Source organism: Pseudaminobacter salicylatoxidans, from assembly GCF_003148475.1.
Lineage (GTDB): Bacteria > Pseudomonadota > Alphaproteobacteria > Rhizobiales > Rhizobiaceae > Pseudaminobacter > Pseudaminobacter salicylatoxidans.
The window spans coordinates 36,572-58,685 of record NZ_QGGG01000012.1 but is presented as its reverse complement, the minus strand read 5'-3'; the positions used below and the strand labels follow the sequence as shown (position 1 = coordinate 58,685).

Genomic DNA, 22,114 nt, shown 5'->3' with positions numbered 1-22,114 from the left:
ATGAAGCCTTTTGCCGCATTTGCCATCCTTTCCCTGCTTTGCCTCATGGGTCCGGCACAGGCTGCGTCCAAAACTTTCGACACCGACAAGGTCAGGGTGGAGGCGACCGTCATCGCCTCGGGGCTCGACCATCCATGGGCGCTTGCATTCCTTCCCGACGGCGACGTGCTGGTCACCGAACGCTCCGGCCGCATGCGCATCCTCTCGCATGGCAAGCTGTCGGCCCCGATTGCCGGAGTGCCGGAGGTCGCGGCCTATGGCCAGGGTGGCCTGATGGACGTTGCAATCTCGCCGCACTACGCCACGGACCAGTTGATCTTCTTCACCTTCTCGCGGCCCGGCAAGGGCGGTTCCGGCACGGCTGCAGCGCGCGCAAAGCTGGTGCGCGACGGCGGGAAGGCCCGCCTCGAGGAGGTCAGGGTCATCTATTCGATGAAGGAAAAGACCGCTTCGCCGCTGCAGTTCGGCTCGCGCCTTGTCTTTGCCCCCGACGGCACCCTGTTCATCACCACCGGCGACCGAGGCGATGCCGAACGCGCGCAGGACATGCAGGACAGCGCCGGTGCGATTCTGCGTGTGGAGCCGGATGGATCGGTGCCACCCGACAACCCCTATGCGAAGGGCGGGAAGGCGCTGCCGATCATCTGGTCCAAGGGTCATCGCAACATTCAGGGCGCGGCCTATGACCCGCTCACCAGGGGATTGATCGTCACCGAGCACGGGGCGAGGGGCGGCGATGAGGTGAACCGGCCCCAGGCCGGCAAGAACTATGGCTGGCCCGTCATCTCCTATGGCCGCAACTATTCCGGCACCAGGATCGGCATCGGCACGGCCGCGCCTGGTTACGAACAGCCGCTCTATTACTGGGACCCCTCCATCGCCCCCTCCGGGCTCGCGATCTACGAGGGTGACATGTTCCCCGAATGGAAGAACGACCTGCTTGTCGGCGCTCTGAAATACCGTCTCGTCGCGCGGCTGCCCCGCGATGCCAGGGGCAGGATCACGGGCGAGGAGCGATTGTTCGCGGGTGCCTTCGGTCGTATCCGCGACGTGCGCGTGGCTCCGGACGGCTCGATCTGGCTGCTCACCGACGAGGACGATGGCGAGATCGTCCGCCTGTCGAGAGCCAGGTGATGCGGCGCATGGCCTGACCCTCCATTGGGAGGCAATGCGACCGCCTGTCCCTTTGCATTGGCGCGTGTGGCTCTCTTGCCGCCGCGCGCAACGATGCTATGAGAATGCCGATCCTCCTCCAGCGGTTGCTCCCCGAAATGACCCGTCTTCAGGCCAATCTCATTCTTCTGCTTGCCGGCGCCATGTGGGGCATGGGCTTCGTTGCCCAATCGACCGCGATGAAGTCGATCAGCCCGCTTTTGTTCACCGGCCTGCGCTTCACATTGGCCACGCTCGTGGTGCTGCCTTTCGCCATTCGAGAGGCGCGGCAGGCGCAAACGGCACTGACGCCGCGCAACTGGCTGGCCTTCATCTGGATCGGGCTGTTGATGCTGGGCGCCATCGCCACGCAGCAGATCGGCCTCCTGACCACGACCGTCACCAATTCCGGCTTCCTGACCGGCCTCTATGTAGTGATGACGCCGCTGTTGGGCGTGATGCTCTTCCGGCACTGGCCGCATCCGGTCGTCTGGCCGGCGGCGCTGACGGCGCTTGCGGGCATCTGGTTCCTGTCCGGCGGCGCGATCGAGCATCTCACCTCGGGCGATTGGCTGACGGTTCTGGCAGCCGGCTTCTGCGCGTTGCAGGTCATCTTCATCGCACGCGCGGCATCGAGCACCGGCCGGCCGATCACTCTGGCCGTGACGCAATTCGCGGTCTGCGCCGTTCTTGGGCTAACCGGTGCGCTGGTTCACGAGCAGATCGACTTCAACGCGGCGCGCGCCGCACTGCCCGAGATCGTCTATGCCGGTATCTTTTCCGGTGGCATCGCCTTCACCCTCCAGGTGATTGGGCAACGCTACACCACCGCGCCACAGGCTGCGATCTTCCTGTCCTCCGAAGCCCTCTTCGCCGCCTTGTTCGGCGCCCTGATCCTCGGCGAAAGGCTGCCGGCAATTGGCTTCCTCGGCTGCGGTCTCATCTTCGCGGCCATATTGGCGGTGGAACTGGCGCCGGCGCTGCTTGCCAGGGCTCGCGCGACCGGAACCGTCTAGGCCCTGAAAATGAGGGCCGCGCCGCCGGCGATCAGAACGAAGCCTGCGACGTGATTCCAGGTGAACGCTTCCTTCAGATAGCAGACCGAAAAAACCGCGAAGACGCTGAGCGTGACGACTTCCTGGATCGTCTTCAGTTCGGCGGTTGAATAGGCCTGGCTACCGATGCGGTTGGCGGGCACCGCCAGGCAATATTCGAAAAAGGCTATCATCCAGCTCGCCACGATCACCACATAGAGCGGTGTGCTCTTGAATTTCAGATGCCCGTACCAGGCAAAGGTCATGAATACGTTCGAGGCGACCAGCATGAGCACTGGCGCTATCTTGGACGAAAGCAGGAGAGACATCGGCGTGGAACCATTCATTGGTAGGAACGCGCCATTTCAGGCCATCGCCGCCACCTGTCAATCTGCGCGGCGCAGATGTGAGCGGCCTGCCTCAACAACATGCGTGACGTGGCCCGCAAATCGGCTATCATCCCGTCAGGAGCGGCAAGGATGACGGCCGTGGAGCGAAAGCTTGAAAGGGAATGGGACCTGACCATCGGTCCCGACACCGTGCGCCTTTTCATCGAAAAGGCGAAGGCGATCAGTGCCGCCGTCAACGACGACTATTTCGACGGCGGCGAACACGAGATCGAGATGGACGGCGATACCCGCGACAGCCATTCCCATGACGGGCTGGCGGAGGAGGAGGCCGAGGACTTTACCGAGGAGGAGTTGAGGGAACTCATCAACGACCTCAATGTCGATGAGGCCGCCGAACTGGTGGCGCTGGCCTGGGTGGGACGCGGCGACTACGAGGCTTCCGAATGGCAGGACGCAGTGACCGAGGCGCGCAGGCGCAGCAACGGCCGCACCGCCAAATATCTGCTCGGCATGCCGATGCTGGGCGACTACCTTGAAGAAGGGCTCGAAGCCATCGGCGCGTGACAGGGCGTCACCCAACGTGATCGCCGCGCGGCAACCGGAACGCGCATCCGGTCGTTGCTGCGCCGATGAAGATTTCTCCGCACGATCCAATCGCAAGAATTCTGCTGCTGACGACGACAGGTTTGCTCTGCGCAACGGTCGCCGCAGCGAAGACGCCCCAGCTTCCGCAGCAGGTGCCTGTGCCTGCGGTCTTTTCACCGCCGGCCGGCAATCTCCCACCCAGGAAGCTTGGCGACACGCCGCTGCCTGAGCCACGTCCCGATGATCCGGCAAGGCCCGGTGCCAGGCCGGCACCCGTGGGTGAAACCCAACCGCCCGAGAAAGTGCCCGTACCCGAAGAAAATCCGAGTGTGGAAAGGCAGGCCGTTCCCGAAAAACCACCTGTGCCGCAGGAAAAACCGCAAAAGCCCGACAGCAAGGGCGAAGCGCACGACAATCGACCGGCCCAACCTGTCGATCCCCGTTCGACCGCATCGCGCTCGGCGATCATGCCCGCCGGTGAGGTCGCCTGCCGCAAACGGCTCGATGGGCTGGGCGTTGAGTTCGAGGAACGCGAGCCGGAGAGCGATCCTTCCGGCTGCGCCCTTCCCTATCCCATCGCGGTGAAATCGTTCGGCAAGACAGTCGGCATCACGCCCGATGCGCTTATGGACTGCGCAATGGCCGAAGCGGCGGCACGGTTCGCCACCGGTATCGTCTCGCCGGCGGCCAAGACAACCTATGGCGCCGAGCTGAAATCCGTGTCGCAGGCCTCGGCCTATGTTTGCCGGCCACGCAACGGCTCCACCAAGCTGTCCGAACACGCCTTCGGCAATGCGCTCGACATCGCCCGCTTCATCCTGGCGGACGGCACAGCCATCGACATCGGTCCCACGCCGGACCCGAAGGCCGCGAAATTCCTCGCCGATATCCGCGAATCCGCCTGTGGTCCGTTCAAGACCGTGCTCGGCCCCGGCAGCGACGCCGACCACGAACGCCATTTCCATCTGGACCTCGCCCCGCGCAGGAATGGCGGAACCTTCTGCCAATAGGGCCTCCGCGTCCGGCCAAATCCCGTTCGCGCCACAGGGGTAAACGGCCGCGCTGACCTTTCATTTACCCTGGCGTCTTACCCTTCCTGTTTCAGAACAGGAATCACCAATGGCCCAGCCAGTTCGAACCGTGGCAGCCAAGGCCCGGCGTTTCGGCACGACACGCAGAGCCGCCATCGGCGGAGTAGCGCTCGTGATCGCCGCGACCATTGCATCGTGCAGTACCGAAGGTGTGCTGCGGCCGGACGTGGATATCGGCATGCAGACGGCTGCCGTGCCGCCAAGGATAGTGCCACCCGCGCCGACACTGACTCCGGTCGAGCCGACACCGGCTCCGGTTATGCCCGATCTGGTACCGGTAGAGCCCACTTTCGGCACTACGGACGACATGGCGCTGCCTGCGGAGAGCGACGAGCCGGACGAACCCGTCATCCAGATCGCACCCACGCCCGCACAGGTGGCTGCTGTCATTCCTCCAGGCTCGGTCAAGCCGAAAGGCTTGCAGACGCTGGTTCCGTCAAATCCGATGATGGTCGCCTATCCACGCATGGATTCGCCGATGGCCCCCAGCACGGCAATGCCCGCCGACGAGGTCGCCTGCCGCAACGATCTGAAACGGCTTGGCGTCACATTCCGCAACCTCGCGCCGATCAACGACGGCGGCGCCTGCCGCATCGACTATCCGGTTTCCGTATCTGCCATCGGCGGGGTGAAGATGAAGCCGGCCGCGACGCTGAGCTGCAGCATGGCCGCGACCTTCTCGCGCTGGACGCGCAAGGAACTGGTACCGGCGGCACGGTGGCGCTACTGGTCGAGCGTGAAGACGATCCACCAGGGCTCCAGCTACTCCTGCCGACGCATTGCCCGCACCACCACGCCCTCCGAGCACTCCAAAGGCAATGCGCTCGATGTCATGCGCATCGAGTTGACCAACGGCAAGGACATCGACGTGCGCAAGCCCGGCTGGTTCGCCTTCCGCGAAAAGGGCTTCCTCAACACCGTGCGCGCCGATGGCTGCGACTACTTCACCACGGTGCTCGGCCCCGGCTACAATTACGACCACCGCAACCACTTCCATTTCGACATCAAGCCGCGCAAGAACGGCTACGTCGCCTGTCGGTAGCAGGCGACGGTCATCCCGGTTGCACGGACACTCCGGTGCTCAAACCTGCAAGCCGGTCGGTCGAGTCGACATCCAGATCGACAGCCATGCCATCCCTGACCGGCCGCCGAAGCGCGCGCTCTCCGACCGGCGAAAGCCTCAGTCTTTCGGCGGCATGAAGCTCCTGAATCCTGGTGCGCGATACGCCAAGCTCAACCACCAGCAGGCGGTCCAGCCGCAAGGCGCACGGCACGGAAACGCTTAAAGCGATCCGCGCTCGCTCGAAAGCCGCCGGATTGCCGGCCAGCACCCTCTTCGTGACATGTGCTTCCGGGAATTCTTCGATCCGCGTCGCGCTGCGGCGCAGGCCTTCGATATCGAAGGCGATTGCTTCGATCCGCTGGCGGTCGTTTGCCTGGAGTGCCTGCAGCAGACCCGCGTCAATCTCCCTGACATTGCGCCGCTCGAACAACGGCCGGTTCCAACTGGCGTCGCAATCGGTGCATTTGTAGATCAGCCGCGCATCCAGGCGCTTGCCATTGGCATTCAGCCTGGCCTTGCCGCTGCTCTGAAAGGGTTTGATGCCGCCGCACCGGCCGCAGGTGAGCCACGGGCGCGGTGCGATGAGTGGAGTGACGGTCCATTGTACATGGAGAGTGCTGGACATGCCGGCTTGCCTTCCTCGCTGGGAAGTTCGTCAAGACGGCGCTGAGAAGCCTCGCATGGAGGCACGATGTGACAGGAAATTCGAGGGCGATCGAGGAGCGAACCGGAGCGAGCACTGCCCGGCAGCAGTCCAGCCTGCCAAACCGGTCTCAACCGCCACCTCGAAGAACGCAATTCATTGGTCGAGCAATGCCGCTGCACTGCTGCGATTATCGGGTGGAACTGCGGAGACCGACGGTTACGTTGGCAAAATCACAAACCAGACTAATGAAAACAGGACGCACCTTTAACGCGAAGACCGCGATATATGCAACCGCGCAATGGTGGACGCTGCGATCCACGCCTCATCGATGTTCACGCAACTGCCTGCGGCACGAAGCATCTTCGCGACAAAATCGGATTGCTCCCTATTTGCGTGCGACCATGCCGATGCTATGGAGCGGCAATGCTATACGTCGAAATTCTCGTCGTCTTTGTCCTGATCTGCGTGAACGGCCTTCTGGCCATGTCCGAACTTGCCATCGTCTCGTCGCGGCCGGCGCGGCTCAAGACGATGGTAGACCGTAACATCAAGGGTGCGGCGCGCGCGCTGGAGCTCGGCTCCAATCCCGGCCGCTTCCTGTCCACCGTGCAGATCGGCATCACGCTGGTCGGCGTGCTCTCCGGCGCTTTTTCCGGCGCCACGCTGGGCCAGCGGCTCAGCGTGGTTCTGGTCGAACAAGGCATGTCGAAAGGTGCCGCCGATGCGCTGGGCGTGGGCGTTGTTGTGGCGATCATCACCTACGCCTCGCTGATCATCGGCGAACTGGTGCCCAAGCAGATTGCCCTGCGCAACCCTGAAACGGTCGCTTCGCGCGTTGCCCCGATGATGAACGTGCTCGCGCTGATCGGCGCGCCGCTGGTCTGGCTGCTCGACATCTCCGGCCGCAGCATGCTGTGGCTGCTTGGCCAGCGCGGCGAAAGCGAGGAAAAGGTTACCGACGAGGAGATCAAGATGCTGGTCGCCGAGGCCGAGCATCACGGCACGATCGAATCCGACGAGCGGCGCATGATCGCCGGTGTCATGCGCCTGGGCGACCGGGCCGTGCGCGCCGTGATGACGCCGCGCACCGAGGTGGACTGGCTGAACCTCCATGCCGACGAAGCGGTCCTGCGCAAGCTGCTGATCGAAACCCCTCATTCGCGCCTGCCTGCGGGCGAAGGCAGCGTCGATGCCATGGTGGGCGTGGTGCAGACTCGCGAAATCCTGGCCACGATCCTGGCCGGCAAGGGTTTTGACGCAGCCAAGCATGTGCGCACAGCTCCGATCGTCCACGATCAGGCGGACGCGCTCGACGTGCTGGCCACGCTGAGGGAATCCGACGTGCCGATGGCGCTCGTGCATGATGAGTACGGGCACTTCGAAGGCGTCGTCACGCCGGCCGACATTCTGGAAGCGATCACCGGCGTGTTCCGCGCCGACGCCGACGAGGACGAGTTCGCACCCGTGCAGCGCGAGGACGGCTCATGGCTGCTGGCGGGCTATATGCCGGCCGACGAAATGGCCGACCTGTTCGACATCGACCTGCCGGAAAATCGCGACTACGAGACGGTCGCCGGCTATGTGCTGTCGCATATGCATCACCTGCCCACGACCGGTGAAAGCGTGGACGCCCAGGGCTGGCGTTTCGAGGTGGTCGATCTCGACGGCCGCCGTATCGACAAGGTTCTGGCAGCCAAGCTGACGAGCGCGTGAGTTCAGTCTCGAAGTCACATCTTGCCCGGTAGGCCGGCGGGTTGCGGGTCCATGCCTCGTCATTACGGACATCGGCGACGGCTCAGGCGCCGCGAAGCCGCACGGCCTGCGACGGCGTAAAACAGTGCTAATAAAAAGGGCGGCATCGCTGCCGCCCTGCCGTCTCTTGGGAGGAAATGTCGTTGCCGCTCAGGCGGCCTGTGTGGCGGCTGCGGCCGCATCGGCATCGCGCGCAACCTTGAGCGCCTTGGCCCACCAGATCGTCTCGTCCAGCAACGCCTTGCCGGCCTGGTTGAGATGCTCGATTTCATCGATCTTCTTGCCGTCCCTGATAGCAAGGAAATCGCCCCACACGATGTGAACGGCCGTCTTGGTGGGCGCCATCTGCAGTTCCACCGCATGCATGCGCAGTTGCTCGACCGCGCGGGCGCCGCCCACGCCGCCATAGCCGATGAAGCCGGCCGGCTTCTTGTTCCACTCGGTATAGGCATAATCGAGCGCGTTCTTCAGCACGGCCGTCGGGCCGTGATTGTATTCGGCGGCGGTAAAGATGAATCCGTCGAGCGAAGCGACCTTCTCCTGAAACCTGCGCGCAACCTCGCTCTGCGAGGGGCCCCATGCAGGTGAAACCGCTTCCTCGAAAAAGGGCATCGGATAGTCGCGCAGATCGACCACTTCCACCTCGACATCGCCGCGCGCCTTGGCCAGACTGGTGAACCACTCTACAGGCTTGTCAGCGAAACGCGCGGCGCGCGTGGAGCCGATGATAATGCCGACCTTCGGCTTGGACATCGCATTCTCTCCTTTCGAAATCTGGTATCTTATGGATACCGACGCTATATAGGTGACTTAAATAACGAGCCGCAAGGAGGCACTTTTTTGAAACCGAGGCACCTGCACCGCACCGAGGATTGCCGGGCCGTCAGCGATATATTGCAGCGCGTCGGCGACAAATGGACCGTCCTGGTCGTAAGCCAGCTCGGCAGCGGCCCGATGCGCTTCAACGAACTGCGCCACATCGTCGGCGGCATCTCGCAGAAAATGCTGACCACCACGTTGCGCGGACTGGAGCGCGACGGGTTCGTCACACGCACCGTGTTTCCCACCATCCCGCCGCGTGTCGATTATGAACTTACCGAACTCGGCCACGAGCTTCTGGTGCCGGTCACCGCGCTGGGCGAATGGGCGCGCAAGAACACCGCGCGCGTGAACGAAGCGCGGATGAAGTTCGATGCCGCCTGCCCGGAACGGGTTACAAGACAGCGAGTAGCGAGTAGCGAGTAGCGAGGGTTGGCGGTTGCCGTAGCCCGTCAAGCCATTTTCACTTCCGCCCTATTCGCTATTGGCTACTCCCTATTCATTCCCCTCTTCCACCGGCACCGGCTTCGGCTTGCCCTCGCCGTCCAGAGCCACCATGACGAAATCGGCGTCGGTCACACGTTCCATCAGTTCAGTGAGGTAGCGTTGCGCCCATGCCTCGACCTTCAGAGTCATGGAGGTGCGGCCAATGCGGGTAACATGGGTGTAGATGCATAGCGTGTCACCGATCTTCATCGGTTTGGCGAAGGACATTTCCTTCACCGCCGCCGTCACCACGCGCCCTCTCGCGCGTTCGGCGGCGCGGATGCCGCAGGCAAGGTCCATCTGCGCCATCACCCAGCCGCCGAAAATATCGCCGGCGGCATTGGCGTCAGCCGGCATGGCCAGCGTGCGCAAGGTGAGTTCGCCTGTCGGCTGACCGTCTGCGTATTGCACCATCTGGAATCTCCCTGACCTCACCTGCATGGTTGGCAGTTACCGCCGCACCCGACAAGCTTCGCAATTGCCACACGGTCGCTTTTTTCACAGGCCATGCCGGTCGCCCATCGGCCAAGGCGACGAGACAGGGTCTAGGCTTGAATCGATGGTTGAGCCAGTTTGCGGACGGTCTTTTCTTTCCGATGCAAGACTATGATTTCATTATCATCGGTGCAGGTTCAGCCGGCTGCGTTGTGGCCGAAAAACTGTCGGCCGGCGGGCGCCACTCGGTGCTGGTTCTGGAGGCCGGCGGCACCGACCGCCGCTTCTTCGTGCAGATGCCGCTGGGCTATGGCAAAACCTTCTTCGACCCGGCGGTGAACTGGAACTACAAGACGGAAGCCGATCCCGGCCTCGCCGGCAATGCCGACCACTGGCCGCGCGGCAAACTGCTCGGCGGCTCCAGCTCCATCAACGCCATGGTCTGGATTCGCGGCCAGCGCGAGGATTTCGACGGCTGGGCAGCGGCGGGTAATTCCGGCTGGAGCTATGATGATCTCCTGCCGATCTTCAAGGCGATCGAGGACAACGAAGCCGGCGCCGACGAATGGCGCGGGCGCGGCGGCCCGATCCACGTGACCGACAATCGCAGCCGCGTGCATCCCCTCACCCACCGCTTCCTCGAGGCCGGGGAGCAGGCCGGCCTCGCCCTCAATCAGGATTTCAACGGCGCGGCCCAGGAAGGCGTCGGCATCTATCAGCTCAACACGAAGGATGGCCGCCGCTGGTCCGCCGCCCACGCCTTCCTGCGCCCGGCCATGAAACGCGCCAATGTCCGCGTCGAAACCGATGCCCTGGCGACGAAAATCCTGTTTGAAGGCAGCCGCGCAACCGGCATCGAATATCTGAAGAACGGCCGCACGCACACGGCACGCGCCGGGCGCGAGGTGGTGCTGTGTGGCGGCTCGGTCAACACGCCGCAACTCTTGCAGCTTTCCGGCGTCGGTCCTGCCGATCTGTTAAGGGACCTTGGCATCCCGGTGGTGCATGCCAACGCCCATGTCGGCGCCAATCTGCAGGATCATCTCGGCATCAACTACACCTACAAAGGACGGCTGCCGACGCTGAACCAGACGCTTCGCCCGTGGTGGGGCAAGATGCTGGTCGGTATGCAATATCTCCTGCTGAGCACCGGCCCGCTGTCGATGAGCATGAACCAGGGCGGCGGCTTCTTCCGCACGGACGCCACGCAAGCGCGCCCCAACATGCAGCTCTATTTCCAGGCGTTCTCGACGGTTCTGCCCAAGCCGGGCGAACGCCCCATCCTGACACCCGACCCGTGGCCGGGCTTTTCCATCGGCCTGTCCAACTGCCGGCCGTCGAGCCGCGGCTCGATCATGATCCGCACAAAAAACCCGCTCGACCATCCCAGGATCGTGCCCAACGCCTATTCCACCGACACCGACGTCGCCGAAATGCTCGCTGCGGTGAAATTCCTGCGCAAGCTCGCATCGATGCCCGCCATGCGCGAAGTAATCGAGCAAGAGGTGCTGCCCGGCCCGAAATGCGTGAGCGACGACGAGTTGATCGCCGATTTCCGCAAGCGCAGCGGCACGGTCTATCACCCGGTCTCGACCTGCCGCATGGGGGTCGACGCATCGCAATCCGTCGTTGACCCGCGCCTGAAGGTACACGGGCTTGATGGCCTGCGCATTGTCGACGCCTCGATCTTCCCCGACAACATCAGCGGCAACACCAATGCAGCTTCCATCATGACCGGCTGGAAGGGCGCGGAGATGATTTTGGAGGATCACGCATGAAGATCACCGACGTAAAAACCTTCGTCGTCGGCAATCCGCCACCGGGCATCGGTGGACGCTATTTCATCTTCGTGAAGCTCACGACCGACAGCAACGTGGTCGGCTATGGCGAGGCCTATAACGCCACCTTCGGCCCACATGTCACCGCGCGCATGATCGAAGACCTCGCCGAGCGCTACCTGGTCGGGCACGATCCCCACGACATCGAAACCTTCTTTCGTCGCGCCTATTCCTCCGGGTTCTCGCAACGGCCGGACATTTCCGTCATGGGCTGCTTTTCTGCGCTGGAAATCGCCTGCTGGGACATTGTCGGCAAGGAGGCGGGAAAGCCGGTCTACAAGCTGCTGGGTGGCCAGGTGCATGAGGCGCTGCGCTCCTACACCTATCTTTATCCGCAAACCGGCAGCGCCGTGCCGGCCGAGGCCGACAACCCGGACAAGAACGTCTACAACGACCCCGACCTGGCCGCCGAATGCGCCCTCGCCTATGTCGAGCAGGGTTTCAATGCGGTGAAGCTCGACCCCGCCGGGCCCTATACAGCCTTCGACGGCCACCAGCCGCGCCTCATCGACATCGACCTGTCGGCGCGCATGCTGAAGGCAATCCGTGCAGCGGTGGGCAACCGTGCCGACATATTATTCGGCACGCATGGCCAGTTCACAGCCGCCGGCGCGCTGCGCATGGCCAGGGCCATCGAGCCCTACGATCCGCTGTGGTTCGAGGAACCGGTGCCGCCGGACATGCCTGAGGTGATGGCGCAAGTGGCCCGTGGCACCTCAATTCCCATCGCCACTGGCGAGCGGCTGACGACGAAATGGGAATTCGCCCGTATCATCGAAAACCGCGCGGCCAGCATCCTGCAACCGGACCTCGGCCGCTCTGGCGGCATTCTCGAAACGAAGAAGATCGCGGCCATGGCCGAGGCCTACCATATCCAGATCGCGCCGCACTGCTATTGCGGACCGATCGTCGGCGCGGCCAACATCCAACTTGCTACGAGCTTGCCCAACTTCCTCATTCTGGAGTCGCTGAAACAGTGGGACGGTTTCCACGAGAAGCTTCTGAAGTCAAAGATCGACTGGCAGAGCGGGAACGTCATTCCTTCGAAGGAACCGGGACTCGGCGTCGAACTGGATGAGGCGGTGTGCGAGGCGCATCCCTGGACCGGCCCGGAACTGCATCTGCAAATGGCGCAGGATCCGCTGTTCCCGTAGGAAAATTGCGATCCCGATCAGCGCCTTGGCAGAAAATCCGGAATCGTCATGCGAAGGCCGGCCCACCGGGCCGACCTTCGCGGATCATCGTCACTTCACTCGTTCAACGGCGGTCGCCATCTTGTCGCTGCCGGTCGTTATTTTCACCTGCTCGCCAGCCTTCAGCCCATCCAGCTTCACGGTCGGCTTCACCATGACCGACATTCCATCCTGCATGGTGATCTCATGCTTCTTCATATCGACCGACTTGATCTTACCCTGCATTTCTCCAGCCATCGTCGGCGCGATGGCCATCATCGTCAGCAAGGCCGTTGCGAGGATCGTTTTCATCGGCTTCTCCTATTGTAGCGCAGAGATGCGTCGCCCATCGACACATCCGGCGCGAGAGCAAGCGGCGGGCTAACGCATCGACCCCGAAACGGTTGCTCCCACAAACGAGATTTGAAGAACACGTATTCGCGATAACTCGTCACGCTGGAAAAACACCCGCATCGCGGTCGTGGCGTCCCCTTGCCGACACCCCAAATCCATGGCTAATTTCGTGCATGAAGAAAGTTCTTCTGGCCGCTGTCGTCTTGTTGTTTGCCCAGCCGGCGCTTGCCGAATGGAAACCGCTCGACGATGGCGTGACCTCCGCGCCGAGCGACACAAACAGCACCATTCAGGCCGTCGTGCTGCATTGCGTGGATGGCGCGGTAATCGACGTCTATTCAGGCGGTGACGGCACGATCCGGCCGCTCTCCGGCGGCGAGGTCGAGGACTTTTTCTACAAACCCGGCTTCATCCGCGCCGTGGTGGACGATCAGGTCTTCCCCATCGTTGCGGCTGGCTCCGGCGATGCCGTGGTCCTGTTCTCGGAAGGCGAGGAACAGGACGGCTATCAGGCACCGCTCGACCCGGCGTTGGTCGCAGCTCTCGGCACCGGGGAGTTGTTGACTCTCAACTTCGACCTCAACCCGACGACAGGCTCAGATGGGTCCACGTTCGAGAGTTTCGCCAGCTTCGACCTCACCGGGGGCGGCCAGCTTATTCGCGATGCCATAGGCAACTGCCAGTAGCCGCCACTGACACCGCCATGTCAGCAGCAGTGGCTTTTGCCCTGCCGGCCCTTTTCATTTCCTCGGACTCCCACCATATTCCGGACCATGGTCAAATCCCCCGACAAGAAATCGCCGCACGACGCGGCCGCACGCGACGATCGCCCCGCAAAGGGCATGCGGCGCAGCGCATTGACCGATTTTCTCGATGCCGCAGAACCGCTTGAGCGCAAAGGCTTTTCGGAGGCTCCACAGGCCGGGTTGTCCGGTACGCCATTGAGCGGCTCGATTTCCGATTGGGCCGACGAGATTGCGCGCAAAGCGGAAAAGGCCAAGCCAAAATCCGCCAAGAAGGTTCCCGAGCGTTCCGCCGCCCCGGCACGCACGGCGCGCGGCACTTCGATGGGCGGCGCGGCCACGGCCAAGGAGCGTGCCGCCGCCGGCCTCAACCCGGTCGCCGGCATGGACATCAGCCTGGAGGAGGCCGAGACGCTCGCCCCTTCGGGCGTCACCGCCACGGTCGCAGCACTTTCGGCGCTGATCGAAAGTGGCAATCCGCTGCACAAGAACGGCAAGGCCTGGGTGCCGCATCGGCCCGAACGCCCGGAAAAGTCCGAAGGCGGCGTGGCCATCAAGATGGTCTCGGACTTCGAGCCGGCGGGCGACCAGCCGACCGCCATCAAGGACCTCGTGGAAGGCGTCGGCCAAAGCGAGCGCACGCAGGTGCTGCTCGGCGTCACCGGCTCCGGCAAGACCTTCACCATGGCCAAGGTGATCGAGGAAACGCAGCGCCCTGCCCTGATCCTCGCCCCCAACAAGACGCTCGCGGCGCAGCTTTACGCCGAGTTCAAGAAATTCTTCCCCGACAACGCGGTCGAGTATTTCGTCTCCTACTACGACTACTACCAGCCGGAAGCCTATGTGCCTCGCACCGACACCTTCATCGAGAAGGAATCGTCGATCAACGAGCAGATCGACCGCATGCGCCACTCGGCCACCCGCTCGCTGCTGGAGCGCGACGACGTCATCATCGTCGCCTCCGTGTCCTGCATCTACGGTATCGGCTCGGTAGAGACCTATACGGCGATGACCTTCCAGATGCAGGTCGGCGACCGGCTCGACCAGCGGCAACTGCTCGCCGACCTCGTCGCCCAGCAATACAAGCGGCAGGACGTCAACTTCGTGCGCGGCTCCTTCCGCGTGCGCGGCGACACGATCGAAATCTTCCCGGCCCACTTGGAAGATTCGGCCTGGCGCATCTCCATGTTCGGCGACGAGATCGAGCAGATCACCGAGTTCGACCCGCTGACCGGCCAAAAGACCGGCGACCTGAAAAGCGTGAAGATCTACGCCAACTCGCATTATGTGACGCCGCGCCCGACCTTGAATCAGGCCATCAAGTCCATCAAGGAAGAGCTGCAGCACCGGCTGCAGGAGCTTGAAAAGGCTGGACGCCTTCTTGAAGCACAGCGGCTGGAGCAGCGCACGCGCTTCGACCTCGAAATGCTCGAGGCAACCGGTTCCTGCGCCGGTATCGAGAACTATTCGCGCTACCTGACCGGCCGCGACCCCGGTGACCCACCGCCCACGCTGTTCGAATATGTGCCGGACAACGCCATCGTCTTCATCGACGAGAGCCACGTCACCGTGCCGCAGATCGGCGGCATGTATCGCGGCGACTTCCGCCGCAAGGCTACCCTTGCCGAATATGGTTTCCGCCTCCCCTCCTGCATGGACAACCGGCCGCTGCGCTTCGAGGAATGGGACGCAATGCGCCCGCTCACCGTGGCGGTTTCGGCCACGCCCGGCGGCTGGGAGCTGGAGGAATCCGGCGGTGTGTTCGCCGAGCAGGTCATTCGTCCGACCGGCCTCATCGACCCGCCTGTCGAAGTGCGCCCGGCCAAGAGCCAGGTCGACGACGTGCTGGGCGAAATCCGCGAAACCACCGCCAAGGGCTACCGCACGCTGGTCACGGTGCTGACCAAGCGCATGGCTGAGGACCTGACCGAATATCTGCACGAGAACGGCATTCGCGTGCGTTACATGCACTCCGACATCGACACGCTGGAGCGCATCGAAATCCTGCGTGACCTGCGCCTCGGCGCCTTCGACGTGCTGGTCGGCATCAACCTGCTGCGCGAAGGTCTCGACATCCCCGAATGCGGCTTCGTCGCCATTCTCGACGCCGACAAGGAAGGGTTTCTGCGTTCGGAGACCTCGCTCATCCAGACCATCGGCCGCGCGGCGCGTAACGTCGATGGCAAGGTCATCCTCTATGCCGACAACATCACCGGCTCGATGGAACGGGCGATGGCCGAAACCACGCGCCGCCGCGAAAAGCAGGTGGCATGGAACGAGGCCAACGGCATCACGCCGGAAAGCGTGAAGTCGCGCATCGCCGACATTCTGGAATCGGTCTACGAGAAAGACCACGTCCGCGCCGACATTTCCGACTTCGCCGCTGACGGCAACATGGTCGGCAACAATCTCAAGGCGCATCTGGAGGCGCTGGACAAGCAGATGCGCGATGCCGCCGCCGATCTCGACTTCGAGCGCGCCGCGCGCATCCGCGACGAGATCAAGCGCCTGCGCGAGCTGGAGCTTTCCGTCTCGGACGATCCACTGGCGAAATACGCCGAGATGGAAAGTCCCGTTTCCGGCCGTGAAAAGGGCAAGCACAACAAGGGCATCGCCAGGCATCGCGCAGTCGGCGACAAGGGCGATTCATCCTTGTTCCGCAAGCCTCATCTGGACGAAATGGGTGCCGACGGCGCAAAGCCGCTGGGCACCTCACTGTTCCAGAAACCGCATATCGACGACATGGGCCCCGGCACCGACATGACCACGCCGGCCGGCGCGGTTTCGCGCTCGCTGTTCAAGAAGCAGTCGGCGCAGGAAGCTCACGGTGCCGATTACGGCCTGCCGGACGACGATCGGGCAAGCGGCGGCAAATCCCTCTTCCGAAAGAACAGTCTGGACGAAATGACCGTGGGCCGCACCGAAAAGCCGGTGGAAGGCACCAAACCCATCAAGCGGGCCAAGATCGGCGCGGGATCCTATGAGGACCCGGCCGACGAACGTCAGCGCAAACGGCGGCCCGGCAAGACCGGCAAACCGGGGCACTGAAGCCCGGACTTCTCAGGTAGACTTCTCAGGCAAAAGCCATGCCGCCGGAGGCTGATGACGTTTCTCGGAGCGTCATCAGGCTCCGGCTGTTTGTTTGAGCATGATCTTTTCCGAAAGCCGGTTCCCACTTTTCGGGATCATACTAAAGGCCGGGCCATTGAGGCTACGCACCGTTCCGTCGAAAAATGGCTGCTGCATCCGGCTGTGTCGCCGATGACAATGCCGCCGCCCGCCCTACCTTCCTGCTGCATAGCCAGGCCCGCCATTTCGGGCCCTTCCGCCGCAATCGCGGCGCGAAGCCGTTTGTTCAGCAACAGGAGGAAAATCATGTCAGTCGCCAAGGTCACGGAAATTATCGCCACCTCCGACAAGGGCTTCGACGACGCCGTGAGACTGGGCGTGGAGCGCGCTGCCAAGACGCTGAAAAACATCACCAGCGCCTGGGTAAAGGATCAGCAGGTCGAAGTCAGCAGCGGCAAGATCACCCAATACCGCGTCAATCTGAAAGTGACCTTCGTGCTTGAGGATTGACGCGCGGCAGCCCAGGCACCGCGCCGGCTCCTCCCTGGCGGGACGACAACGGAAACGCATCCGGGTCGCCTGCCGTCACGTCGGGCGGCGCGTTGGCCAACAATATCGAATTTCATGGGAACCTTTGCGAGGCAGCGCCATCCAACGCTTAGCGGCCGAATGAACGGTCGCGCCTTGCCAAGGAGCATTGTCCATGAAAGCGCTCGCCTTTGCACTTGCCCTGACCGCCGCCGGCACGCTGCCCGTCGCCGCTGCCGAGCAGGTCGCCAAGTCGCCCCCGTCGGCCCCGTATGAGCAGGTCAGCAAACTGGTAAAGCTGCCGGACTTCATTCCCGGAATCGGTCAGCTTTTCGTCGATCCCAAGACGCTTCCCGCTGGCCCCTTCCTTGCCTACGACCATGACGGGGCACTCGTCAGCACCATTTACATGATCCCCCTCAAGGACCTGAATCCGGACAAGCACTTTGATGATCTTGCGGCTCCGGGCGGCAATGTCGATCATGTCAGCATTTACTACAATGCCGGCCATCCGGGCGTGGAAACGCCGCACACCCACATCGTTCTGTGGCATGTTTCGGCCAAGGACGAGGCGCGGGTCGCGAAATGATCACCACCAGGCGACATATGTTGCAGGCAGGCGGCGGCTTTCTCGCCGCCTTCGGCCTCCTTCGCCTGCCGGCTCTGGCCTCGGACGTGGTCGATATACGGATGCATGGCAATGCCGACGGCGCGCATGTGTGGTTCGACCCGATCGGCTTGCGCATTCAGCCGGGCCAGACGGTGCGCTGGACAAACGGCGACGCCGGCAACTCGCATACCGCCACCGCCTATCACCCGTCGCTGTTTGACCGGCCACGCCGCATCCCGACGAAAGCCAGGCCGTGGGATTCCGACTACCTGTTGCCGAATGAGACCTTTTCGGTCACGCTGACGGTGCCGGGGATTTACGACTTCTACTGTATCCCGCACGAGCACGCTGGCATGGTTGGCCGGATCGTTGTGGGCGACCCGGCCGAAAACGACTGGGATCTGGCAATGCCACAGAACCCCGAGAGTGAGGGAGCCTTGCCGCAGATAGCGCTCGATAACTTCCCGGCAGTGGATGAGATCATGAAAAAAGGCATTGTTCGACGCGCCTGACACACAATGTTCCGAGAAATCCCAGGGAGCGAGGAATGTCATGCAGACAAGTCCCGTGCGGGCACAAACGCCTCTGAACAGCCTTGAGTCACAGGACGATGCATGTCTGGTCGAGCTTGCACGCCGCAACGATGAAGCAGCCATTCGCACGCTCATACGTCGCCACAATCGACGGCTCTTCCGTATCGCCCGAAGCATTGTGCGCGACGACGCGGAAGCCGAGGACATCGTTCAGGAAACCTACGTCAAAGCCTTCACCAATCTGGCTTCCTTTCGCGGCGAGGCGCGCATGCTCACCTGGCTGACCCGGATTGCGCTCAACGAGGCGCTGGGGCGGTTGCGCCGCCGCCGGCCGACTGCCGAACTCGAGGAGGTCGACAGGGCCGATGAGGCGCAACTGATCCCCTTCCCCGGAGCGCATGTGCCCGACCCCGAGGCGGAAACGGCGCGCAGCCAGCTACGCGATCTCCTCGAACGCACGGTGGACGAACTGCCGGAACCGTTCAGGATCGTCTTCGTCCTGCGCGATGTCGAGGAAATGAGCATCGAGGAGACGGCAACCCTCCTCGCGATCCGTCCCGAAACCGTAAAGACGCGTCTCCACCGTGCCCGCGCGATGATGCGCAATTCGATCGAACGGCGGTTTTCCGCGACCTTTTCGAGCCTTTTCCCCTTCGACGGCATGCGTTGCGCGCGCATGGGCGACCGCGTGATCGCCCGCTTGCGCGAACACCGGAATATCTCGCGACCGGATTGAAGCATCGCCTTCATCCGATCGCGAGAGGCGTCAACCCAGCTCCATGAAGCTCTGGAAGCCGCCATAGATCATGCGTTTTCCGTCGAAAGGCGCATCGTTCATGAAATCCTTCAGGCGCGGATCGGCCATCACCTTCCCGTTGATGGCATCGCGGTCCTCGCGCGAGCCGTAGACGATCCATGAGAACACCACGATCTCATTTTCCTTGGCCTGCACGGCACGCGGAAACGAGGTCAGTTCGCCATAAGGCACATCGTCGCCTATGCATTCGACATAGGCGCGCGCGCCATGTTCCATCCAGACCTCTCCGGCCAGTTTCGCCATCGACTTGTAGGCGTCGATATTGTCCTTGGGTACAGCGACCACGAAACCATCGACATAGGACATTTTTCATCTCTCCCGTTGCGTTTGCACATCGAAGACGTCCGCCCCCTTGCCGAACCGACACGACGAGCGGAATTTTTCTCCCTTCTGGCTCTGGCCGCAACCGGGTGTTCTTAAAAAAAATTCCGCTCGGTTGTCGGAAAACCTGTTTCTCCGCCGTCATGGGAAAGCGCGACAATCAATGGAGGAAAAGACATGACCGAAGCGACCACACAAGCACCGGCCAGGACGCTGGGCGGCCTCGTCGCCTATCTGCAGGTGGATGGCGCCGTGAAAGCGGCCGACTTCTACAAGCGCGCCTTCGGCGCCGAACTCGCATTCGCCTATCCGCCGGACGACAAGGGCCGCACGATGCATGTGCATCTCTACGTCAACGGAAGCTCCCTGATGCTCGGCGATGCATACCCCGAACACGGCCATCCCAGCGTTCCACCGCAGGGCTATACGATGCAGCTCATCCTTGGCGACGATGTCGACGCATGGTGGCAGCGCGCCGTCGATGCCGGTTGCACGGTGGAGGTGCCGCTCGACGTGATGTTCTGGGGCGATCGCTGGGGTTTGCTGCGCGATCCGTTCGGCGTGAACTGGGGCATGAACGCACCGGTGAAAAAGGGCTGACGTTCGCGCTCGCCCTGCGTCCCGCAGTATAAGTCGAAATCGAGCCAGGTCTTCCATGCGTCCGGCGCAAGATTCGCCGGGCGCATACTCCCCCCGCATCAGAACAAGACACTCGTCGACTTCCGTTCGCAACACCCCCTTGACTTTGCGATCAAGGAACGATGTCGACGACTTCCTTATATATCTTGATTTGCTAAATTATATTGGCAAACTGAAATCGTCTTCGCACAAGCTGTCTTGCCAGCTTCACATTTCCGTGCAATGAATTCGTGGTTCGGGCATTTGTGGCCCGGTGATTGGAACGCTTGTTGCAGACCCCACTCTCCGAAAACCGTGAATCTCTGACAGCCCCGTTTTGGCGGGGGCTTCACCGTGCGCGAATGCACGACCGCCAATTTGCTACCACCTCCCCGCGCCGGCGCCAGACGGATCGGGGACCGACTGAAAATGGGTGAAGGAGTTTCCCCACAATGTCCCAAAGCGGCACCGTCAAATTCTTCAACGCCACCAAGGGTTTCGGCTTCATCACGCCGGACGGCGGCGCAAAAGACGTCTTCGTTCACATCTCTGCTGTCGAACGGTCCGGCCTGCACACGTTGGTCGACGGCCAGAAGGTCACCTTCGACGTCGAGCCTGATCGCATGGGCAAGGGCCCGAAGGCGGTCAACCTCGCCGTCGTCTGACCCAGACCGGCTGGAACGATCCCGAAATCGATGAAAGGCGCGGCTTATGCCGCGCCTTTCTCTTTGATTTATCGGCATATTTTTCCGCACAAGATGCATCGTGAAATGCATTTGAAGCGCAGGCGCGCAAAAACTTCCTCGCCCGCCAAGGTGCTGCCGAAAACTTTTGCTTGCCCCTGTCGATAAAATATGGAGAAACTTAGCCTTCGGGCATTTACGGGCCCGGAGAGTGGAATAGCCTGCCCTGGGAAAACCGAAGGTTTCCTGGCTGGAATCGTGAAAAAGAGGGCGAATGCCCCACTCGATGTCTGTTTCTTCTCCCCCAGTGAACGACCGAGATGGCGGAAATTCCGCCAGATATGGACTTATGAGGGGAATACAAGGAGCTACCCATGCCGCAGACCGGCACTGTAAAATTCTTCAATCATGCCAAAGGCTTCGGCTTCATCACGCCGGACGATGGTGCGAAGGACGTTTTCGTTCACATCTCCGCCGTGCAGGCCTCCGGACTTCCGGGCCTTGATGATGGCCAGAAAGTCACGTTCGAGACCGAGCCGGACAAGCGCGGCAAGGGCCCCAAGGCCGTAAACCTGACGATTGCCTGATACGTCCGGGCGCCCACGCGCTCGGATGACCACTTCGCGGCGGACACCGGACAGTCTGCCGCCGCGAAGATATTACGCCAGAAATGGTCCCGGGGTGTGTCTTGCCGCTGCATACCCGCAACGACCCGGCGATTGCCAGGCAGCGGTGCCGAGGGAGCAGGGAACCCCCTTTCATCGATGAAGCACGGTTCGCGTTGTTTCATCGGGCAATTTTTTGTGTTTTCCCCCCGCTTACGCATTCCTGATTTCGACATAAACGCCGTTCAGCCTGCATTCAGGCGCAGCGCGGTAGGATCTTCCGAAAGCTTGGCCGCCTCTGGAAAAAGCGACCGCTCGAAGGAGATCGGAATGAACCATTTTCTCAAGACCACCGTTCTTGCCACCGCCGTGGCCGCAACGACGCTGGTGGCATCGCTTCCGGCCGCGAATGCCGGTGAACGCTGGCGGCACCATGGCCATCGCGATCGCAGCGGCGACATCGTCGCAGCGGGCGTGCTGGGGCTGGCAGTCGGCGCGCTTGCCGCAGGCGCTGCGAACGCGGCGTCCCAGCCACGCTACTATGAGCCAGTCGATCCCTATTATGCCCCGGACTACGTCTATGCCGAGCCGCGCTATCGCTATGTGCGTCGCCCGGCCCCGGTTTATGTCGACCGCTACGGCGCGCTCGAACCCTGGACGCCCGAATGGTATCGCTACTGCTCCGACCGCTATCGTTCGTTCAACCCGCGTTCCGGCACCTTTACCGGTTATGACGGGTTGCAGCACTTCTGCAACGCCGGGTGAACAAATCCGCGAGGGCCTGGCACAAAGCCTGGGCCCCGCGACTTG

At 62.4% G+C, this 22,114-nt stretch carries 25 protein-coding genes; 19 read left to right on the top strand and 6 right to left on the bottom strand.

The annotated features are described in order from the left end of the window. On the top strand, positions 1–1,134 hold the full coding sequence (locus C7441_RS16495) for a PQQ-dependent sugar dehydrogenase (RefSeq protein ID WP_244916176.1): 1,134 nt from the start codon (positions 1–3) through the stop codon (positions 1,132–1,134). Between the two features lie 137 nt (positions 1,135–1,271). After that, the gene (locus C7441_RS16490) at positions 1,272–2,168 is read left to right on the top strand and encodes a DMT family transporter (RefSeq protein ID WP_109613920.1); all 897 of its coding nucleotides are present in this window, start codon (positions 1,272–1,274) and stop codon (positions 2,166–2,168) included. On the opposite strand, the gene C7441_RS16485 is transcribed toward C7441_RS16490, so the two are convergent. Further along, positions 2,165–2,515 (bottom strand): DMT family protein, encoded by a 351-nt coding sequence (locus C7441_RS16485; protein WP_026060221.1) that lies wholly within the window; start codon positions 2,513–2,515, stop codon positions 2,165–2,167. The genes C7441_RS16490 and C7441_RS16485 overlap by 4 nt on opposite strands. Before the next feature lie 159 nt (positions 2,516–2,674). Between C7441_RS16485 and C7441_RS16480 the strand changes: the two genes are divergently transcribed. The 3 genes from C7441_RS16480 to C7441_RS16470 all read left to right on the top strand — a co-directional run bounded on the left by C7441_RS16480 (position 2,675) and on the right by C7441_RS16470 (position 5,254). After that, entirely contained in the window at positions 2,675–3,100 is a 426-nt protein-coding gene (locus C7441_RS16480; RefSeq protein ID WP_109613919.1) for a DUF3775 domain-containing protein, read from the top strand. A 383-nt stretch (positions 3,101–3,483) separates the two neighbouring features. Next, positions 3,484–4,131 carry an extensin-like domain-containing protein gene (locus C7441_RS16475; RefSeq protein WP_244916175.1) on the top strand — a complete coding sequence of 216 codons (648 nt, stop codon included), beginning with the start codon at positions 3,484–3,486 and terminating at the stop codon, positions 4,129–4,131. Positions 4,132–4,240: 109 nt separating this feature from the next. Beyond that, entirely contained in the window at positions 4,241–5,254 is a 1,014-nt protein-coding gene (locus tag C7441_RS16470; protein ID WP_109613813.1) for an extensin-like domain-containing protein, read from the top strand. A gap of 10 nt (positions 5,255–5,264) precedes the next feature. Here the strand turns inward: C7441_RS16470 and C7441_RS16465 are convergent, their stop codons facing one another. After that, the gene (locus tag C7441_RS16465; protein WP_109613812.1) at positions 5,265–5,900 is read right to left on the bottom strand and encodes a DUF1062 domain-containing protein; all 636 of its coding nucleotides are present in this window, start codon (positions 5,898–5,900) and stop codon (positions 5,265–5,267) included. A 444-nt stretch (positions 5,901–6,344) separates the two neighbouring features. On the opposite strand from C7441_RS16465, the gene C7441_RS16460 reads away from it, so the two are divergent. Then, positions 6,345–7,634 carry a hemolysin family protein gene (locus C7441_RS16460; protein WP_109613811.1) on the top strand — a complete coding sequence of 430 codons (1,290 nt, stop codon included), beginning with the start codon at positions 6,345–6,347 and terminating at the stop codon, positions 7,632–7,634. A gap of 189 nt (positions 7,635–7,823) precedes the next feature. On the opposite strand, the gene C7441_RS16455 is transcribed toward C7441_RS16460, so the two are convergent. Continuing rightward, positions 7,824–8,426: an NADPH-dependent FMN reductase gene (locus C7441_RS16455; RefSeq protein ID WP_109613810.1), complete on the bottom strand. Its 603-nt coding sequence runs from the start codon at positions 8,424–8,426 to the stop codon at positions 7,824–7,826. An 87-nt stretch (positions 8,427–8,513) separates the two neighbouring features. Here C7441_RS16455 and C7441_RS16450 point away from each other — a divergent pair, with 87 nt between their 5' ends. Continuing rightward, positions 8,514–8,918, top strand: coding sequence for a winged helix-turn-helix transcriptional regulator (locus C7441_RS16450; RefSeq protein WP_109613809.1), 405 nt, complete (start codon positions 8,514–8,516; stop codon positions 8,916–8,918). A 69-nt stretch (positions 8,919–8,987) separates the two neighbouring features. Here C7441_RS16450 and C7441_RS16445 read toward each other — a convergent pair whose 3' ends face one another. Beyond that, positions 8,988–9,392, bottom strand: a complete 405-nt coding sequence (locus tag C7441_RS16445) for an acyl-CoA thioesterase (RefSeq protein WP_019171348.1) — start codon at positions 9,390–9,392, stop codon at positions 8,988–8,990. Between the two features lie 182 nt (positions 9,393–9,574). Here C7441_RS16445 and C7441_RS16440 point away from each other — a divergent pair, with 182 nt between their 5' ends. Together C7441_RS16440 and C7441_RS16435 are read left to right on the top strand one after the other, a co-directional pair. Then, positions 9,575–11,191 (top strand): GMC family oxidoreductase, encoded by a 1,617-nt coding sequence (locus C7441_RS16440; protein WP_109613918.1) that lies wholly within the window; start codon positions 9,575–9,577, stop codon positions 11,189–11,191. Beyond that, a complete protein-coding gene (locus C7441_RS16435) occupies positions 11,188–12,405 on the top strand; it encodes a mandelate racemase/muconate lactonizing enzyme family protein (RefSeq protein WP_109613808.1) in 1,218 nt (405 codons plus the stop codon). The genes C7441_RS16440 and C7441_RS16435 overlap by 4 nt, the downstream gene beginning before the upstream one ends. A 90-nt stretch (positions 12,406–12,495) precedes the next feature. Here C7441_RS16435 and C7441_RS16430 read toward each other — a convergent pair whose 3' ends face one another. Continuing rightward, positions 12,496–12,735, bottom strand: a complete 240-nt coding sequence (locus C7441_RS16430) for a DUF1344 domain-containing protein (RefSeq protein ID WP_019171345.1) — start codon at positions 12,733–12,735, stop codon at positions 12,496–12,498. A 215-nt stretch (positions 12,736–12,950) separates the two neighbouring features. On the opposite strand from C7441_RS16430, the gene C7441_RS16425 reads away from it, so the two are divergent. From C7441_RS16425 to C7441_RS16395, 6 genes are all read left to right on the top strand, one after another. After that, positions 12,951–13,463 (top strand): hypothetical protein, encoded by a 513-nt coding sequence (locus tag C7441_RS16425; RefSeq protein ID WP_109613807.1) that lies wholly within the window; start codon positions 12,951–12,953, stop codon positions 13,461–13,463. A gap of 87 nt (positions 13,464–13,550) precedes the next feature. Continuing rightward, positions 13,551–16,568, top strand: coding sequence for an excinuclease ABC subunit UvrB (uvrB, locus tag C7441_RS16420; RefSeq protein ID WP_109613806.1), 3,018 nt, complete (start codon positions 13,551–13,553; stop codon positions 16,566–16,568). A 327-nt stretch (positions 16,569–16,895) separates the two neighbouring features. Further along, positions 16,896–17,099, top strand: a complete 204-nt coding sequence (locus tag C7441_RS16410) for a dodecin family protein (RefSeq protein WP_109613804.1) — start codon at positions 16,896–16,898, stop codon at positions 17,097–17,099. 193 nt (positions 17,100–17,292) lie between these two features. Further along, positions 17,293–17,706, top strand: a complete 414-nt coding sequence (locus C7441_RS16405) for a DUF5602 domain-containing protein (RefSeq protein ID WP_109613803.1) — start codon at positions 17,293–17,295, stop codon at positions 17,704–17,706. 17 nt (positions 17,707–17,723) lie between these two features. After that, positions 17,724–18,239, top strand: a complete 516-nt coding sequence (locus tag C7441_RS16400) for a plastocyanin/azurin family copper-binding protein (protein WP_244916185.1) — start codon at positions 17,724–17,726, stop codon at positions 18,237–18,239. A gap of 40 nt (positions 18,240–18,279) precedes the next feature. Then, the gene (locus tag C7441_RS16395; protein ID WP_109613801.1) at positions 18,280–18,996 is read left to right on the top strand and encodes an RNA polymerase sigma factor; all 717 of its coding nucleotides are present in this window, start codon (positions 18,280–18,282) and stop codon (positions 18,994–18,996) included. A gap of 30 nt (positions 18,997–19,026) precedes the next feature. Here the strand turns inward: C7441_RS16395 and C7441_RS16390 are convergent, their stop codons facing one another. Further along, positions 19,027–19,383, bottom strand: a complete 357-nt coding sequence (locus C7441_RS16390) for a DUF1428 domain-containing protein (RefSeq protein WP_019171337.1) — start codon at positions 19,381–19,383, stop codon at positions 19,027–19,029. A gap of 192 nt (positions 19,384–19,575) precedes the next feature. Between C7441_RS16390 and C7441_RS16385 the strand changes: the two genes are divergently transcribed. The 4 genes from C7441_RS16385 (at position 19,576) to C7441_RS16370 (ending at position 22,069) form a co-directional block, all read left to right on the top strand. Continuing rightward, the gene (locus C7441_RS16385) at positions 19,576–19,998 is read left to right on the top strand and encodes a VOC family protein (RefSeq protein ID WP_019171336.1); all 423 of its coding nucleotides are present in this window, start codon (positions 19,576–19,578) and stop codon (positions 19,996–19,998) included. Positions 19,999–20,468: 470 nt separating this feature from the next. Continuing rightward, positions 20,469–20,681, top strand: a complete 213-nt coding sequence (locus C7441_RS16380; RefSeq protein ID WP_019171335.1) for a cold-shock protein — start codon at positions 20,469–20,471, stop codon at positions 20,679–20,681. Between the two features lie 392 nt (positions 20,682–21,073). Beyond that, entirely contained in the window at positions 21,074–21,286 is a 213-nt protein-coding gene (locus C7441_RS16375) for a cold-shock protein (RefSeq protein ID WP_019171334.1), read from the top strand. A gap of 348 nt (positions 21,287–21,634) precedes the next feature. Continuing rightward, entirely contained in the window at positions 21,635–22,069 is a 435-nt protein-coding gene (locus C7441_RS16370; protein WP_109613917.1) for a BA14K family protein, read from the top strand. The last annotated feature ends 45 nt before the right edge of the window (positions 22,070–22,114 follow it).

What these genes read in the sequence shown, in the direction of transcription:
- C7441_RS16495 (WP_244916176.1), top strand. Translation starts at nt 1, where the DNA reads ATGAAGCCTTTTGCCGCATTTGCCATCCTTTCCCTGCTTTGCCTCATG.
- C7441_RS16490 (WP_109613920.1), top strand. Translation starts at nt 1,272, where the DNA reads ATGACCCGTCTTCAGGCCAATCTCATTCTTCTGCTTGCCGGCGCCATG.
- C7441_RS16485 (WP_026060221.1), bottom strand. Translation starts at nt 2,515, where the DNA reads ATGTCTCTCCTGCTTTCGTCCAAGATAGCGCCAGTGCTCATGCTGGTC.
- C7441_RS16470 (WP_109613813.1), top strand. Translation starts at nt 4,241, where the DNA reads ATGGCCCAGCCAGTTCGAACCGTGGCAGCCAAGGCCCGGCGTTTCGGC.
- C7441_RS16465 (WP_109613812.1), bottom strand. Translation starts at nt 5,900, where the DNA reads ATGTCCAGCACTCTCCATGTACAATGGACCGTCACTCCACTCATCGCA.
- C7441_RS16460 (WP_109613811.1), top strand. Translation starts at nt 6,345, where the DNA reads ATGCTATACGTCGAAATTCTCGTCGTCTTTGTCCTGATCTGCGTGAAC.
- C7441_RS16455 (WP_109613810.1), bottom strand. Translation starts at nt 8,426, where the DNA reads ATGTCCAAGCCGAAGGTCGGCATTATCATCGGCTCCACGCGCGCCGCG.
- C7441_RS16445 (WP_019171348.1), bottom strand. Translation starts at nt 9,392, where the DNA reads ATGGTGCAATACGCAGACGGTCAGCCGACAGGCGAACTCACCTTGCGC.
- C7441_RS16440 (WP_109613918.1), top strand. Translation starts at nt 9,575, where the DNA reads ATGCAAGACTATGATTTCATTATCATCGGTGCAGGTTCAGCCGGCTGC.
- C7441_RS16435 (WP_109613808.1), top strand. Translation starts at nt 11,188, where the DNA reads ATGAAGATCACCGACGTAAAAACCTTCGTCGTCGGCAATCCGCCACCG.
- C7441_RS16430 (WP_019171345.1), bottom strand. Translation starts at nt 12,735, where the DNA reads ATGAAAACGATCCTCGCAACGGCCTTGCTGACGATGATGGCCATCGCG.
- C7441_RS16425 (WP_109613807.1), top strand. Translation starts at nt 12,951, where the DNA reads ATGAAGAAAGTTCTTCTGGCCGCTGTCGTCTTGTTGTTTGCCCAGCCG.
- uvrB (WP_109613806.1), top strand. Translation starts at nt 13,551, where the DNA reads ATGGTCAAATCCCCCGACAAGAAATCGCCGCACGACGCGGCCGCACGC.
- C7441_RS16410 (WP_109613804.1), top strand. Translation starts at nt 16,896, where the DNA reads ATGTCAGTCGCCAAGGTCACGGAAATTATCGCCACCTCCGACAAGGGC.
- C7441_RS16405 (WP_109613803.1), top strand. Translation starts at nt 17,293, where the DNA reads ATGAAAGCGCTCGCCTTTGCACTTGCCCTGACCGCCGCCGGCACGCTG.
- C7441_RS16400 (WP_244916185.1), top strand. Translation starts at nt 17,724, where the DNA reads ATGTTGCAGGCAGGCGGCGGCTTTCTCGCCGCCTTCGGCCTCCTTCGC.
- C7441_RS16395 (WP_109613801.1), top strand. Translation starts at nt 18,280, where the DNA reads ATGCAGACAAGTCCCGTGCGGGCACAAACGCCTCTGAACAGCCTTGAG.
- C7441_RS16390 (WP_019171337.1), bottom strand. Translation starts at nt 19,383, where the DNA reads ATGTCCTATGTCGATGGTTTCGTGGTCGCTGTACCCAAGGACAATATC.
- C7441_RS16385 (WP_019171336.1), top strand. Translation starts at nt 19,576, where the DNA reads ATGACCGAAGCGACCACACAAGCACCGGCCAGGACGCTGGGCGGCCTC.
- C7441_RS16380 (WP_019171335.1), top strand. Translation starts at nt 20,469, where the DNA reads ATGTCCCAAAGCGGCACCGTCAAATTCTTCAACGCCACCAAGGGTTTC.
- C7441_RS16375 (WP_019171334.1), top strand. Translation starts at nt 21,074, where the DNA reads ATGCCGCAGACCGGCACTGTAAAATTCTTCAATCATGCCAAAGGCTTC.
- C7441_RS16370 (WP_109613917.1), top strand. Translation starts at nt 21,635, where the DNA reads ATGAACCATTTTCTCAAGACCACCGTTCTTGCCACCGCCGTGGCCGCA.